Origin of the sequence: Mesorhizobium sp. M0761 (genome assembly GCF_040320205.1) — a bacterium.
GTDB lineage: Bacteria > Pseudomonadota > Alphaproteobacteria > Rhizobiales > Rhizobiaceae > Mesorhizobium.
This window is the reverse complement of the sequence record NZ_JAMYPF010000039.1, coordinates 1-15744: the sequence shown is the minus strand read 5'-3', so window position 1 is coordinate 15744 and position 15744 is coordinate 1. Positions and strand designations below refer to the sequence as shown.

The following is a 15744-nucleotide window of genomic DNA, read 5'->3' as shown; positions in this document are numbered from 1 at the left end:
TCTGGCCAACTTCACAAGCATCGTGAACCGGCTGTGTCGCTCGACCAGGGTGACGATGTTCGTGTCGTTTGCTCCGGTGAGCAGATCACCCTCCCAATGACCTGGGATGGCACGGTCCTCCGCCTCGGCGGGACGCTCGCGGATGGAGACCATATCGAGGATTTGACCTTGCCCCGTTCGGTTGCTCTGTGCACCTTTGCCGAGGCGCATCTGTCGTTTGGTGCGCAGATGGGCTGTCAGCTCCTTCTTGAGCACCCCTCGCGACTGGATGAACAGGCTGCGATAGATCGCTTCATGAGATATCCGCATGCTTGGATCGCCTGGGTACGCTCGCTTCAGCCAACCCGCAATCTGCTCCGGCGACCATTGCAGTGCCAGCTTTTGCGCCACCCGCCACCTTAGCCGTCCAGAGCATGCCAGGCGACATTGCTTCGGGCGAAGCGCGCGCTGCCAAGCCTGCTTGTCGGCTCGGGTTGCTCGATACGCTTGGGCACCGCCATTGCGCGAGATCTCGCGACTGATCGTTGATGGGGATCGCCCCAGACTTCGTGCAATAGCGCGGATGGCAAGACCTGCCGCAATCCCGCGAGAGATCTCTTCGCGCTCCCCCAGCTCGAGCGCCGAGGCCGCTCTACGCCTTGCTGACGGAGCAATGCCGCCGTGTAAGGATACGATCCGCTGAACGCCGCCCTTGGTCCGGCGGTCTAGTGCCCGCGAGATCGATGAAATGCTCTGACCCTGCTTCCACCGCTCCCAAAGCTCGGCCTTCTGCTCCGGCGTAAACCAGATCCGTGACGTCACCATGCGACACCTCCCAATCCTCTCAGATTAAAGGTGTTGCGGCGACCGGTTGAACCCACCGCGCCTTGCTGACATTGATTCGGAAAAAGATAATCCGTAATGCCGCCCTCAGGTGCCGCCTTCGGTTAAGTGTTTTCGGTACCGCGTGACAAGCGCACACCAAGGCCACCGCCGTTCTCTGGAATGAATTCTATTCCGGCTGCTTCGAGCGATAGCTTCAGCACTTGTAGGATCGATTCAGATGCTGGTTTCGAACCGCGTTCGAACTGCACGATCGTCCTCAAACTTACCTTGGATAGATCCGCCAGTTCCTGTTGAGAAATGTCGAGAAGCCCGCGGGCTGCGCGAACTTGGGCCGCACCTACCTTCATTGTTCAAATGCCCTGTTGCACAAAAAGTGCAAATATGCTTGTTTTACGTTGGGGGTGGTTCCCCGCTTCCAACAGTCTAACCACGCCCACGCTTTGCGGAGCTCGGATCATGGCTGATTCAGACCATAGCACGACTATGCCTCTCGTCACGAATGGCGGGAGCACGGCGTCGCACCGGTTGTCGATGCAGACCCTCCAATTCTACTGCTGCGAGATTGGTTGCGGGCGCAGCATGTTTCTCAAATCCTTTGCCGTCTTCAACAGCGTCTAGAGAGGCGTTATCTCCACGCTAGCTAGAGGCTCGGAAGCGATGGACAAGCGGGTCGCCTACTCGATCGCCTGCCAAGCTGAGGTCGAGTCTTCCACTGTGGCCTTGAAGCTTCAGGACGAGCTACCGCAAATACGGGCGCGGTCGCTTCTTGGCATTATCGCCAAGCTCGAAATAATCGCCGGCTCAGATCGCGATATCGACGAACCGACAAATTTTCCCTGGGGTTCCTGGAAGCTTTTCGAACTTTCTGGGTCGCGCCTCCGCCCGAATTGCGGTTCCTTATGGACAAAGTGGGATGCTAGATTCGGTTTTTGGACAGGTTTGAAGCCATCGACGTCTGGGATGTGCGCCAGATAGCGCGTCAGCACGAACTTCCAACTGTGCGACGTTTTGAACGGCAGGTTTGCGCCTCATGCACGAACCCGCTTCGCGGGAGTGTCGCCTGGTTCTGAGATGGCGCGGTATTCATAGGCCTTGAGCGGGTAGAGGCCGCGATCCGACCATGGAGTTCCCTTCAACGAGAGGAACTTGCCATGGCTACCTTGTCGACCGATGCTCCGATCACACCGCTCCGCCAGCGCATGCAGCAGGACATGCTGATGCGGGGCCTGGGACCGCATACGCAGCAGGACTACGTTCGTCATGTCCGGCGCTTCGCCGTGTTCCTTGGGCGCGCTCCCGACACGGCGACGATCGAGGACATCCGGCGCTTCCAGTTGCATCAGCATAAGAACGGCCTGGGCCCGGCGACGATCAACGGCGCGGTCTCGGCGTTGCGATTCCTGTTCACGGTGACGCTGAGGCGGCGCGATCTGGCGCGTGCGCTGGTGGTCACCCAGTATCCGCGCAAGCTGCCCGAGGTGCTGAGCGTTGAGGAAGCGGCGCGGCTGCTCGAAGCGGCGCCAGGCATCAAGTACAAGGCCGCGCTCGGTGTCGCCTATGGCGCTGGTCTGCGCGTGTCCGAGGTCGCGCACCTCAAGGTCGACGACATCGACTCGACACGCATGCTGATCCGCGTCGAGCACGGCAAGGGACGCAAGGACCGCAACGCCATGCTCTCACCGCAACTGCTGGAACTGCTGCGGCTGTGGTGGCGCGAAGGCAAGCGGCGCGGGGTGATGCTCCCCCATGGCTGGCTGTTCCCGGGGCGCGGCTGCACGGCGCCGATCTCGTCGCGGCAACTGCATCGCGCCGTCCAGGAAGCAGCCGAAGTCGCCGGCATCCGCAAGCGCGTCAGTCCGCACACGCTGCGTCACAGCTTCGCCACCCACTTGCTTGAGCAGGATGTCGACATCCGCGTCATCCAGGTGCTGCTCGGGCACAGCAAGCTCGATACCACCGCGCTCTACACCAAGGTCTCGACCCGGACGATCCACGCGGTCGCAGGGCCGCTCGACCGGCTGATGGCGCTGATGGAAGGCAAGACCCCTCCCGGCTGAACCGTTGCGCGCGGACCTGGAGGTCGCCGATATCTTCCGTGCTGCCGGCCCCGGATACCGGGTCGCCCATGCAGGGCATCTGAGCCTGCAGCAGCTCAAGGTCATGTCGGCGATCGAACACTGCCGCACCGCTGCATTGGGTGGTCATGTCGAAGCCTGTGCGGACTGCGGCCAATGGCGGATCGCTTACAACAGCTGCCGCAACCGGCACTGTCCCAGGTGCCAGGGCGCGGCCGCCCGTACATGGCTCGCCGAGCGCGAAGCCGACCTGCTGCCAGTCGGCTACTTCCACGTCGTGTTCACGCTGCCCGCCGAGGTCGCCGTCATCGCGTTCCACAACAAGGCGCTGGTCTATGACCTGCTGTTCAAGGCGGCATCGGAGACCATGCTGACGATCGCGGCGGATCCCAAGCACCTCGGCGCGCGCATCAGCATCACCGCCGTGCTCCACACATGGGGCTCGGCAATGACCCACCATCCCCATGTCCACATGATCGTGCCGGGCGGCGGCATCGCGCCGGACGGGTCACGCTGGATATCGTCGCGGCCGGCCTTCCTTCTCCCAGTCAGAGTACTGGGCAAGCTGTTCCGCCGTCTGTTCCTGACCCGGCTGGTCGCGCTGCACGACGCCGGTCGGCTCGCCTTCTTCGGATAGGCGGCGCACCTGGCCGACCGTCGGGCCTTCCTGCGTTATCTGAAGCCTGCTCGCAGCAAGCGCTGGGTGGTCTATGCCAAGCCACCGTTCGCCGGCCCCCAAGCGGTGCTCGCCTACCTGTCGCGCTACACGCACCGGGTCGCCATCTCGAACCGCCGCCTGATCGCCTTCGACGAGGCTGGCGTCACCTTCCGCTACAAAGACTATCGCCGCGACGGCGTCGACCGGCAGCAGATCATGACGCTTGCCGCCGACGAGTTCATCCGCCGCTTCCTGCTCCATGTCCTGCCGCGTGGGTTCCATCGCATCCGTCACTATGGGCTGCTCGCCAGTTCCGCCCGCAAGGCCAGCCTCGCACTCGCGCGCGAACTGCTGAACGTCGCTCCGCCGCCCGAAGACGACACTCCGGAAGAACCGGCTGACGTCCGCCCGCCGTGCCCTTGCTGCGGCGGACGCATGGTCGTCATCGAGAGGTTCGAACGGTGGTGCCAGCCTCGTGCACCGCCTGCCTCAAGAGCGCCAAACCGGGAGAACGCCCCATGACCCGGCATGGCCAAGTTGCTCGTACGGCCGCGCCACGCCGGCGCCGGTCAACGGGATGTCATGTGCACGTTGCCGTGGGGCCGGTCGTCCCGCACACCAATCCCGTCGGAAACAACGCTACAGGCTCTGCGACCTGGCCCGGAAGCCGCTTCCACGACATGCCCACCGCATCCTATGCGGAAGTTCGCGACAGGCGCTGGCACACCCCGAAACACAAAACCCCATAGCGCACCGCGTGCGGCCCGCGGGTTCCTGCATGAGAGACTTTCGTACGCCTGACGGCACCCGAAACCCTTAAGCATGCCGGTCCTAGAGTCAGCCGTTGCCACTGCCCGAAAGCAGACACCACATTGCTTTCTGCGTGACGGCATCTGTGCGCCAATAGCAGACCTTCGAAAGGCTTTCACTATTCCCGATGGCGGATCGTCAACTTCGTTCGCTGACGAAGGTATCTTTATTTTCGACCTAGTCACGGTCGACTTCGGAGGAGCGACCGTGCTTATGAGAATTGAAACGTCAAAAATCTCGACGACGATCGGCATATGCGGCCGTATCTTCGCGTCCGTCCATCGGCGCGGTCTGAGGCCTCTGTATTTATTGCCGCGCTCTACCCTTTTTGTATCATACGAAGGTTGTCAGTCGTGGGGTCCCCGCACCTGCTGTATTCAGTAAGGTAGCCGGTGATCGCCCATCCGTCGGGGTAGTGCGAAAACCTGCAGATTGTCTGGAACGCCCCGCCGGGAGCGCCATTCAAGTTCTTCAGGTGCCATTGATTGTTAAGGGCGTTACCGCAGTTGTTGCTCGTCGTTGATACATCCACGACAGCCCAACCGTCCAGGTACTGCCCGGCGCAAACGTTCTTGTCTTGCCCGTAATGGGACCCGGGCGGATTGGGCTTCGGCGGTTTTGGAGTGGGTGGTGGCGGGGGGCAAAATCCGAAAGTCCAAGTCCAAGTCCGGATGCTTTTGAACTGATCCATCGTTAGGACCTTGTTCTTCGACCGGGTGATGTCCCCTCCGCCGCCCACATTGATGCCGTTACCGCCATAAGTCGCATGGAATACGGTCTTTCCATTCCCATCTAGCCACGTGCTCGACGTGCAAAGGTATTGGGACGCTCGGCTTCGTCCGTTGGTCCACTCGTTGATAATAGAAACCTTCACCATGTCCCCCTTCATCACTGCGCAATAGCGCACGTAGCCGAAGGTCTTGCTCTGGTACTGGTAGGAGGCGAGTTCCTGAAATGGGGGCGGCACCAGTTTCATCGTGCACGTCGGGTTGAATCCAACCTTCGGTCTAAAAGGGTGGGTCCCATGGACTGTGATCTGCACCGCGCCGGCAGGAAGCATAGACAGACTCGATGCGCCAAAAAGCACGAAAACAAGTACCGCTCGAAGCAGTGGAAACATCCCATCCCCCTTGTACGGTTTGCTTTAGAAATTAAGACTCAAACGCAATCAGAGGCCAACTGCTCGTAGGTCGGGACACGTCTGACTGCGGTCGACACTATACTAATTCAACTTGCGTGGCCATTGCTTCGGATCTAGATTGTGAGGGCGTTAGCGGCAGGGGCCCGGCTTACGTCTCGTGCCCCTTCGAATGCCACGCTGAAGATAGCTACGGCTTGAACCGTGACGGAAGCAGAATAGCCTGCGAACCGTCGCCCAAGCGCTGAGCCCAACTTCAAAGGCAAGAAGCCTCCTTACACCGCCTGTACGCCCAACGGCCAGCCGCGTGGATGGTTCGAAGCCGGCGTTCGCGGCTTATCGCAGGTGGTTAGCGATCGAGCCGGCAAAGCCTGCAGCGGAGCTTACCTCGGCCCCGCCGATGTCCGGTTAGGGCCTGGTCCCGGACCTTCGCGCCGAAGTCTCACGTGTCCGGTTGCGTGCTGGGTAACCTAGCAGCGGAGAGTCTGTTGTCGGCCCAACGCCGTCAGCATGGCTGCTTGGCACGCTGCCATTCGGCGCCGGCCCGGCATGCTGCTGATCCACTACAACAGCCGCCATGTCATGGAAAGATCATTACACCAGGCAAGGTGAAAATCCCGCCGCAGACAATGATCAATGGCAGTGTGCATGCCGGCCTGGACGTCGCGCTCGGCGACCTCCGAGAATGGCACACGCTTCGAGCCTGTGCACCAAATGTTCGCATCAAGCCGAGGTGAAACCTGCCGGGCTGATCCGGCGGTATGGCAAGGGCGCGCTGTCAGCTCGGTCGAGAGGGCGCTATTCTGCACCCGTTGCGATCGAGGCGGCCCGGTACGGTTGGAAATCCACAAGCTGCCACCAAATTGAAAAAGGCCGCCCGTTTGGCTCGGGCGACCTCGCTTCCTGCGGACTATTACGATCTCTACTTTTTCTTCTTCACCCGCTGAGTAAGTGCCGATGCTGCAACTGATTTGACCGCCTTCGACGAGCTCTTGGAACGGAGCAACTTTGATGCCGCGGAAGCGACCTTTTTGCTGGTAGTCTCGTTTGCTTTCTTCGCCATGTATTCACCCCACCCGTTGGAACACCATACAGTACGCGCACCATGCGACGTAAGATCAACGGCCCAGTTCAGCTGTCCCCAACTTTCGTCGGTTCTGCGGGATCAGCAGACTCCTGGAATTCGATCTTTGCAACGATTTCCGTCATGGCGTAGTGCACGAATTGCTGGCCAAGATCTGTCAGTTCGTAAGGCTCAACCTCATCAAAAGCCGACTTTGCGGTGCGGGGGGCATGTCCGGGCCGTGATTTTTTGACGGGCGGCTTTCTCAGAAAATTTCCCGCGTAGTCGGTCTGTCTCACCTGCCGGATCACCCCGCCGGTGCTCAGGTCACGAACAAGCATCTTGAACAAATCCGCTTCCGCTGAATCTTCTCTGACGTCGGGTTTCGACAGATTGTCCCAAATTCCGCCTCGAGTGATGCCCGAATTGCGATAAATTTCCCCGATAACTTCGAAGTGAAAACGGAATACAGATTGATCCAGTCGATAAACAGACGGACGACATCGTCGGACGTAGTTTTGGCGGCTGCAGCGTTTGCGAGGATATTCCGGATCCGCTGTCGCTTGTATTCGGTGTCAATCGACGACCAATTGCGGAACGCCTTCTTCATGAGAGCCTGGTATTCGGGAGACTCCACCCGCTCTCTGATTGTCTCGTCTTTCATATCGAGCCGGGCGACGATCTCTGCGATCGTCTTTCCCTTTTCTCGGAGCTCGTCCTCCAGCATCTGGAGCCATTGCCTCAGGATATTGGTGACATCCTCCTGCTCCTTTTCCGACCAGTAGCCAACGCCAGCCGAAATCAATCCACCGACGAAGGGGATGGAACCGGCAAGTGCATTGATCGCCGCTCGCGCTGCCTTCTTCTTGCCGTCAGGCTCCAGGTCGCCTTTGTCGATTTTGTCTATTTCCATCGGAACACTACCAAGGTCACCCGCGCATAGCGCGGCCGGATAAACTCGACGACGTGGGCTCTTCGTATTTTTCCAACGCGACAAATGCGAATGATTCTTGATGCCGTCGCGCTCCGTCAAACCACTCGCAAATCGCCTCTCCGGTCATGCTCTTACCGGTGAAAATCATCTTCTTTCCGCCAGTCCGGTGCGCTACCTCGTCGCCGACCGCAAAATCACCCTCAGTCATTGTTGCTCCATTCCGCCGAATCGCTGCCTGCACTGTAGCCTGCGCTTCCGTTGCCCGGCTCGCTACTGGATATGGCCGGCGTCCCCGCAATCCGCAGTGGGCCCGTGGCAATGCCAACACGAATGCACGACACCTTGTCATGACGATCGGCCGATACCGTCATCTGTTGCGCTTTCGATACGATCGACTCTTGCCGAGATGGCTCGAGTTCCCGCGGCGCTCGTTACGCAACTTCGCCTTCGCCAGCTCGGCCGCTATGTAGGCGGCTGACTCCTTGGTCGCTTGTCGCGTTTGTTCTCGCAATCGTGCCAATTCTTCTGGCTCAAGGGCGGCGGTCGCCGAGCCGAATCCTGCAGTTGGCAGCGGCCCTGTCTTCGCAACGGCAGGTTTGATATTCATAATCTCATTGCAGGACGGATAGCGGCTGCAGCCCCAGAAGTCCCGGCCGCCATACCTGCCTCGATGGGCCATTCGCGGCTTCATTTCGGCAGCGCAAACTGGGCATGCCAGCCAGCCGCTCTGCTTGAGCACGGACTGCATTCCTTCTTGCCCCGAAACCTCACTTGAGATTTTTGGACGAGATGGCGGCTCCTCCGGTTGGGGTACATAGACGGGCCCCCACTCTTCGACAGGAGTCGCCGTCTCGCTCCATTTCGCTCTAAGGGCGCTCCAAGCGAAGCCGGCAGCAACGCCAAGCGCGATTGTCGCAGGCAGGACCCAATTGCCATGGTCGAGGCCACCAACGCCGCCATGCCAGGAGCAGGCGCCGCGGCGGCCGATCGACATCGAATGCCATCCGTCCTTGCAGACGTCGACACCGACGAACGGCGATAGGCCAATCCTCGAGACGATGAACGTCAGAAAGCACACTGCAATTGGGTGACCTGCAACGGCCCTCATTGCCTATCCATCACAGGCGCACCCTGGGGCCTTATGGCACCGTTTCTCCCTCGAGATGCAGCTATCGCCGCACGCCTTGCCGGCCGAACAGGTCTTGCAGCATCCCTCAACCGGGATGGTTGACCACGGTAGCGGTGCCTCCGGCGCCGAACGATGGACGCCGGATCGGCCGGCATGAGAATGCCGGCGACCGCTAACGCGGCGATGATCCGAAACATGAGAGCTCCCCCCCAAGGAACGGGGATCAAAGCACCGGAGGCTGTGTGAGTCGAGTGGTTCGCAAGCTTGATTAACGCTCACCCGTTGTCTCACGGCGGCGGGGCGGGCCCGCCATCCCTCAAGCGGCGTGCTAACTTGTTGAAACCCACGACGCGACATCACGGTCGTACCGCCAAGTTGCCATGGGGCCTCCACTTGCGGGATAGCCTTCAATGCAGATCTCAGCATGAGTGTGCTTCGCCGCGGTTCGTTCCGCATGGCGTTTGGCCTCCAACAGGTCGAGGAAGTATTTGGTTGCTGGATCCGGGTGGCTGTCGATAAGTATGACGTAGCGCATTCCCTGACCTTTCATGTTGCGCCGCATGTCGCATGGACTTGCCAATAGTGGCAGGAAATCGTTGGAAATCAACGGAAGCTGATTGCAACGCAACGCGACACGATATTGACCATCCTGAAAGACGGCACGCGGCGTAGTCGAAATTTTCCATTTTGAGGAAGAGGTTGGTCGATGCCCTCCGAAGGGCAGAGGACACCGGTTCAAGCCCTGTCGGGTGCGCCATTTTAGCCATGAATAACAGGGCGTTAGCCGGCCGCATTTTGAGACGCAATCGTACGGAAGCGCTACGAAAGCACAAATTCTACACACCATCTGTGGAAAAGTGTTGCTGGAGTCTGAGCCGGGATGAAAAGCCCCGATGGGGAGCACCTTCTCGGATGGATAGGATGCCTTGCTTTGTAAGAATCAATGCAGATATCTATTCCGAAATATTGGCGTGAAAGATGAAGAAAATGGTTAGCCGAAAGAAGCGCGGGGCAACGAAAAGGCCGCCAGATGAAGAAATTCTGCTTCGGCATCTGCAAAGCATAGGAGACGGTGAATTCGAGAATCTTGTAGGCGAAGCGCTGTCAGAAATCTGTGGGAGACGCTTCTTTTGTTCGCGAAGCGGAAGCCAGTACGGTGGTGACGGAAGTGCCGAGGTCCATTTGAAACGGTTTTCGAGGCTAAGCTTTATCGAGACACTACCTCTTTAAATCAGCGCAATGTCCTCGGTGGCTTCGTTGAAGCGACCCATCGTGAGCCGAAACCCGATCTCTGGGTGCTCGCCGCCAGCCGCCCTGTTCCAGAGCAACTTGAACGAGCACTCCGCCGCGAGGCGGAAGAAAAAGCAATCGGCCTTCTCACGCTCGACGCTCCGCCCTTGGGCGGATCAGACCTTGTCCAACTGATTGCTATGGCGCCAAAGGCGGCTGCCCTGCGGCTTCAGGCAGAAGCCCAGGCGGCGATCGACCGCCTTAGACAGGAGGCAAATTTTTCTGGGAGGGCTCTTGAGCTTCGCCAAAAACTCTCGGGACCCGATTTCACGCTTGCGACGTTGCGTGCGGCAGTCGATGCCTGGTGGCGCGAGACGATGTCGGAACCTCAGAAACTGGTCCTTCGCCTGAGGGCTAGACCCGCCCCTGGACGGTTAGGTGACCCGTGGGCCGAGTTCGTTCGCCGTGATGTCGTCGATGCTAACAGCGCAAGCATTAAGGCCGCGGCGACAAAGGGAAATCCCTGCTTTTTTGTCGGCGACGAAGGAGTTGGTAAGACTCTCTCCGCCCTTCATTGGCTTTTGGAGAATGCCTCTGAGACCCTCTTGCTTCCGGTTACCAAAGCGGTTTCCGTTTCGAAAGACCCCATAACACTCATGAGTTGCGCGCTCAGCATGATGTTGGGTCGCTCCCCTGCGGAATGGGTCAAGAAAGCCGAGATGTTGCTCAGGTATGACGATATCCAAGACCCTATCGTGACACTTTTCCTGGACGGTCTCAACGAACGACGAAAGAGCGATTGGACGGAGTTATTGACTCGACTGCAAGACGAACCCTATCGCCAGCGCGTTCGTGTTCTTGCTACATGTCGTCCCTATGCGTTCGAGCACGATTTCAATGAGTTTGTTGGACTAAGCCAAAAACCGCAAGTTGTCCGTATAGGCCTCTTCACAGACCCGGAACTCGACCGAGGTCTTAAGAACCACAAAATTCGCCGGTCCTCTTTATCCGATGAAATGACGGAATTGCTACGCCGTCCAAGACTTTTCGATCTAGCACTCCGATATCGTGAAGAGCTTGAAAAACTGGGCGAGTTCACGCCAGCTCGCCTTTATTGGGAGGACTGGAAAGACCGCCTGGCACGAAACCGTGACATCCTTGCGGAACCCGATTTCAAGGAAGCACTTCGGCAAGTTGCAAAGGCAATCGATAAGGCATCGCCGAATCCTTCGCGAATAGCGACGGCTGACCTACATCACGCGGTCCGGAACGCCAACCCATTTGCGGACAATCCAGAGCGCGTCTTGCAAACCCTTACGGAACTGGTTGACGGCGGGCTTGCCGAACGGTCCGGGGAAGATACCCGTCTGACATTGTCATTCGCGGCATTTGCACTTGGCTGGGATCTCTGGCGCCGAGCGCTAGAACTTCCTGCGGATTGGACGATTGGACAGATTGTCAGTGAAGTTCGAAGCTGGATAGAGCCGTGGGGCGGGGCCTCATTCGATTGTGAAGTGCTTCGAGTTGCCAGTTGGGCCGCCGCATTGGCGGTCGGTAGGAGAGCAGCCCAAGCGGCGATATTCGCCCTTTGGCTCGATAGGCCAAACCTTTCCGAGGAACACGAAGACGACATGCTTGCGATTTCGCGGCGCATAAACACAGCTCTTGTGGATGTCGCTGAATACGTCTGGTTCGCAGGTGACGCAGAGGCGTCCGAACGTCTTGCTTATATTATTAGACCCCTCACTGGTACGAGCGAATTGAGGGTAGCACTGATTGAGCGTGCTCGTCATTGGGCTGGCTTGGTCGGTCTAATGGAGTGGCCATTCTTGGGGCAAACAGACGACCGGTCTGCTTTGCGTGAAAAGCGACTTGAGCGATTGCGCAAACGCCTCGGCGATCGCTTGGTTTTGGATGAACCGTTCAAAGAGGCCGATGAAACTCTTACCATAGCAGATGGCGAAGAGCCTGATGGATCGCACGCCTTTGGCTACGCCGTCAGCGTTCTTGCTTTTCATAGACGTGATGACCTGATGCCTTTGATAAGGGCTTGGTCCATAGCCGGGTCTGTTCGGTACGGAGACCATGACGATAAATATATCGCAGCGCTGCTGCGCGGTGCCGAACCCTCCGAGATCGCCCTAGTCGATCAAGCGTTGTCACAAGCGCAATCTTTCACCTTGGGCGATGACATTCTGATGGCGTATGCCGCAGGTTCACTTGGATGGGCAATTGGGACGCCTCAGGCCATGACCGTCGTTGCAGACGCCTTTGACAAATCTGGGCTTAGAGAAGAACGACAAGAGTTAATCAAAACGATTTCAGTATGGGAAAGACCTGCAACCGTCGAGGAAGCCATTCAGAAGGTCACCGACGAAACCGAAAAACCTCATGTTCGCTTGTCATATGCGCGGGACTGGCTACTCCATCCTGAGATGAGACTACCGGAAAGCCTTGTTCGCGAGGCCACGGATTTTGCAAGAAATCTCGACCTTAAGGCAATCTATCAATCAAGGGGCCACACTTCCGAATCCCTTGCATTGGAGCATTGGATGCCCGTTTTGGCCCGAGCAGCGCGCGATGATAGAGCAGGCATTACGCGCCGACTTTTGGGTCACGTCGCGGCCGGCCAAGTGTCGGCTGAAAGAGCCCTGTTTGTTATCATCAGGGAAATGTCAGTACTCGATGCAGCCGACCTTGTGCCGCTTGTGTCGATACCTGGGGACGATCTGGATAGCGCGAACCTGCGAATGGCGGCCCAATTTTTGTTGGCAAAGGACGGCGACGAGCAGATTAGCCTGCTCCTGAACCTGGAACCGTCGCAAGTTATCTATCGTGATTTGGCGCTGACGTTCAGCATTCCGAGTCCCACCGGGCTCGATGGATTGGCGAAAGCTATTCATGGCGGCCTCGAACGAAATCGGTTGCGAAGTGCGCTCTTTTTGGTGGCTGCCACGGGTGTGGATTTGACCAGTGCCCTGCGCACTGAATTGCTGGAGCGCCTGAGACAACCATCTCCGCATTGCCGAGCGCCCGAATTGGAGATTTTGGCTAAATCCGATGCGCCTGCGGCAGCAGCCGAGTTGATCGCCTTGGACTGGACTGTGGGGAATGCCCGAGACGATGATGAAGCCTTCTGGGGAAGTTTGGTTCTCGCAAAGGCGTCGCTTTCCCTCAATGAGGTGGTTCGGCGTCTTCATCCTCGCCATCTTGTGCGCGCCGCCGAGAATACAAAGGATGGGCCAGCGGTGATCAGTGCCATTTTGATTGCCAAACTGCGGTCAGTCTTGGACGCAGAGAAGCGACCATTGCCGGCGACTTCCATTTCCAATTTAGCAACCGACGACACTCAACTGGAAACTCGAAGTGTCACGCTTCAGCACGGTCTCGAGAAATCGGCTCTCACGCCGGCCGAGCGATTTCGATTGGGCTTCGATGCCGATGCTCGCCAAGAAATCATTGACCAAGCAATTGAGGCTGTTCAGCGTTCGGATCAATCGACCCTTGCAAGCGGCAGGCGGCGTCCCGACTGGACCATTCCGAGCGCTGGCGTTGAAACACTCTGGACCGCAGAGCCGACCGCCTTTGAGGGTATTGCGGATTTCCTCTCGGTTCAGTCTGCTGACAATCTCAATCAACTCGCTGTCCATGAGCCTGGTCTCCTATACCCCATGGTCTCCGTTGGACTCAAATGCGATCCAATTCGTTTTGCCTCGATATGGCGTAACCTCCTGTCTACGAGACATCATACTGTTTATCGAACGAGCTTCGGCTCTGACTGGCTTCTCACCATGCCTTTCGCGTGCACGAGCCCCGAGGGGTGGACACTTCAGATTGAAGCGTTCGACTTCTGTGAAAACGACCGCGAGTTACTCGATTGCAGCCTGCACGCAGAGGCTCCAGACCTCCAGCAGCGATTGATCGGTTGGACTATTTCTGAAGCCCAATCACCCTCCATCTGGAGACGGGGGCGGGCTATGATTGTTCGGGGCTATCTGGGCCTTTCGTCGCCGCGCGTCGAAGACCTAGAGCGCCTGGACGTACAGGCGTCTTGGCTCGGAAATATCTGGCGCTATGCCGAAGGATGGAGGGAGCGCCGCCGCTCAATTATTTATTGGCTGGAGCAGTTCAGTTCGGCCGACAATGGCATAGCCGCGTCAGCGGATTTTGAACTCCTCAAGAGCAGTGCTGACCGCCGCGTCTGGCGGATGCTTGATGGATGTAAGCTGAGCGATCATTCTCAGATCATGTTCGAGCGACAGCGCTCTGAACTTAAGCGAGCGATAGAGAAACGCGAAAAGGATATGGGGGAGAAATTCCTCGACCAAAAGCTTGTCGACGGCCTCTGGCCTCGCAATACGAAGCTGAATTGAAGCATCCGAACGCGGTTCAGATGAACCAAACGAACTCCGTTCGCGCGTTTCGCAAGATGTGTGCGCGCGTAATACGCCTTTTCCGCACTTCCTTGGCAAGGGGGTCGCTGCGCACCCCCCCCGAACTCAACGAGGCCTTTGGTACGAAGCGCATGGTGGGCCGCTGCACAGCCTCGACAATGGCCTCGGCGTCGCGGGAGTCATTCTTCTGCCTTTTCCGGAAGGGTTTGACGTACTGTCCCGGGATCAGCCGAACGTCATGTCCGAAGGCTCCCAGTCGACGGCCAATGTGGTGTGCGCCGGCACAGGCTTCGACGCCCACCAGGCACGGCGCGAGGGTTGGTCATATACCGATCCAGTCGTTCACGCGTCAGTTCTCTCGCATGATCACTTTCCCATGCGCATCCACTCCGATGAGGGAGAAGCTGTATTTGCCGAGATCCATACATACCGATCGTAGCGGCACTTTCGTCATGCCGAGTGATGTCAGTCATGGCGTGCTCCTTCACGATTGCGCTTCTACAGCGTTGCCGTCGCGTCGACAGAGCGCGTCCGGTCCATACCATTATCTGGAGCGGCGGCACATTCTACGTCGGCGATGCGGCTTCGGGTGAGGGCGCCGCCGAGCGGCGCGCCCGTGTCAAGGACCGCAAGCTGCTGGGAGCGCATCGATGAGCGGTTCGACGTCAAATGAAACGCATGGCGCCGGCACGATGACGGACGCCATCTGAACAAGGAGATCCGCCCCGGCGGATCAGGACCGATGCAGACCAGGAACGACGGAACGCACGTTATCCTGCCTGCGGTCGCGCCGATCGACAGACGGCAGGACCGCGCTCGATTGCCTGTGACGATGCTCCGTCAGTCCGATGGAAAAGTACGCCACGATGGTTCGAGCGCTGCACTCGTGCCAGCCAAAACAGCCCGTCGCAGAGCGCGGAAGATTGCACGGCGCATCGGAACTCGACGCCCGAAAGCGGTATCGTAGCGCAGAGAATAGAGTCGTATGTTATCGCATCCTGAAGGAGGAACGACGGTAGTTGCAAAGCATCGCCAAACACAACCGCACAACCGATTAGGATGGCAGGATAAAAGGGGGCACATTGCGCCGCGGTCGGGTCTTTGTTTTTCAATGGGTTATGAGGTGATTTCGCAATGTGCGCATGTTTATGACACATTGCGAGAATCGTGATTTGTCAGCGATTTCCGAGGCTTAATGCAATGTGTGCGACCGCTCGGCGAGCAGTTTACACAGCGTGGGCCGGGGCGAGGAGATGGACAGGTGCGACCGTTGAGGTTCCTGTCTCCGGCAGATGCCGAGTTGGAGGACTCAGCGCCCAATCTCGTTGACCTGCCCTGTTGTGGCTCGGTATGGGCGGCCGGTGCCGCTGCCGCAGCGGTCTCCGCCACAGCCTCGGGAGCCCACCACAACCCCACGGGGCGTTTATTGGTGGGGCGGGGTGGTGGTGGGGGCGGCGCACACAGCCCACCCCCGGGGAAACGGGGGCG

At 58.6% G+C, this 15744-nt stretch carries 8 protein-coding genes and 2 pseudogenes; 3 read left to right on the top strand and 7 right to left on the bottom strand.

From position 1 onward, the window contains the following. Both NKI32_RS31245 and NKI32_RS31240 read right to left on the bottom strand, forming a co-directional pair. Positions 1–804: IS30 family transposase (locus NKI32_RS31245; protein ID WP_353005192.1), on the bottom strand; the 804-nt coding region annotated here is incomplete at its 3' end. Positions 805–926: 122 nt separating this feature from the next. Beyond that, on the bottom strand, positions 927–1172 hold the full coding sequence (locus tag NKI32_RS31240) for a helix-turn-helix domain-containing protein (protein ID WP_352798129.1): 246 nt from the start codon (positions 1170–1172) through the stop codon (positions 927–929). Positions 1173–1976: 804 nt separating this feature from the next. Here NKI32_RS31240 and NKI32_RS31235 point away from each other — a divergent pair. Together NKI32_RS31235 and NKI32_RS31230 are read left to right on the top strand one after the other, a co-directional pair. Beyond that, positions 1977–2882 carry a tyrosine-type recombinase/integrase gene (locus NKI32_RS31235; RefSeq protein WP_353005190.1) on the top strand — a complete coding sequence of 302 codons (906 nt, stop codon included), beginning with the start codon at positions 1977–1979 and terminating at the stop codon, positions 2880–2882. 4 nt (positions 2883–2886) lie between these two features. Then, positions 2887–4080 (top strand): annotated as a pseudogene (locus NKI32_RS31230) (IS91 family transposase). Between the two features lie 2557 nt (positions 4081–6637). Here the strand turns inward: NKI32_RS31230 and NKI32_RS31225 are convergent. From NKI32_RS31225 to NKI32_RS31210, 4 genes are all read right to left on the bottom strand, one after another. After that, positions 6638–6919 carry a hypothetical protein gene (locus NKI32_RS31225; RefSeq protein ID WP_353005188.1) on the bottom strand — a complete coding sequence of 94 codons (282 nt, stop codon included), beginning with the start codon at positions 6917–6919 and terminating at the stop codon, positions 6638–6640. Then, on the bottom strand, positions 6892–7482 hold the full coding sequence (locus NKI32_RS31220) for a hypothetical protein (protein ID WP_353005186.1): 591 nt from the start codon (positions 7480–7482) through the stop codon (positions 6892–6894). Before NKI32_RS31220 ends, NKI32_RS31225 begins: the two co-directional genes overlap by 28 nt. 16 nt (positions 7483–7498) lie before the next feature. Further along, a complete protein-coding gene (locus NKI32_RS31215; RefSeq protein ID WP_353005185.1) occupies positions 7499–7711 on the bottom strand; it encodes a YodC family protein in 213 nt (70 codons plus the stop codon). Between the two features lie 159 nt (positions 7712–7870). Continuing rightward, positions 7871–8611, bottom strand: coding sequence for a DUF3761 domain-containing protein (locus NKI32_RS31210; protein WP_353005183.1), 741 nt, complete (start codon positions 8609–8611; stop codon positions 7871–7873). A gap of 1316 nt (positions 8612–9927) precedes the next feature. Here NKI32_RS31210 and NKI32_RS31205 point away from each other — a divergent pair. Continuing rightward, positions 9928–14235, top strand: coding sequence for a hypothetical protein (locus NKI32_RS31205; protein WP_353005180.1), 4308 nt, complete (start codon positions 9928–9930; stop codon positions 14233–14235). 135 nt (positions 14236–14370) lie between these two features. On the opposite strand, the pseudogene NKI32_RS31200 reads toward NKI32_RS31205, so the two are convergent. Further along, positions 14371–14557, bottom strand: a pseudogene (locus NKI32_RS31200) (IS110 family transposase); the annotation flags it as partial. Positions 14558–15744: the final 1187 nt, after the last annotated feature.

Coding starts and splice junctions, on each gene's coding strand:
- NKI32_RS31240 (WP_352798129.1), bottom strand. CDS start 1,172: ATGAAGGTAGGTGCGGCCCAAGTTCGCGCAGCCCGCGGGCTTCTCGAC.
- NKI32_RS31215 (WP_353005185.1), bottom strand. CDS start 7,711: ATGACTGAGGGTGATTTTGCGGTCGGCGACGAGGTAGCGCACCGGACT.
- NKI32_RS31220 (WP_353005186.1), bottom strand. CDS start 7,482: ATGGAAATAGACAAAATCGACAAAGGCGACCTGGAGCCTGACGGCAAG.
- NKI32_RS31235 (WP_353005190.1), top strand. CDS start 1,977: ATGGCTACCTTGTCGACCGATGCTCCGATCACACCGCTCCGCCAGCGC.
- NKI32_RS31210 (WP_353005183.1), bottom strand. CDS start 8,611: ATGAGGGCCGTTGCAGGTCACCCAATTGCAGTGTGCTTTCTGACGTTC.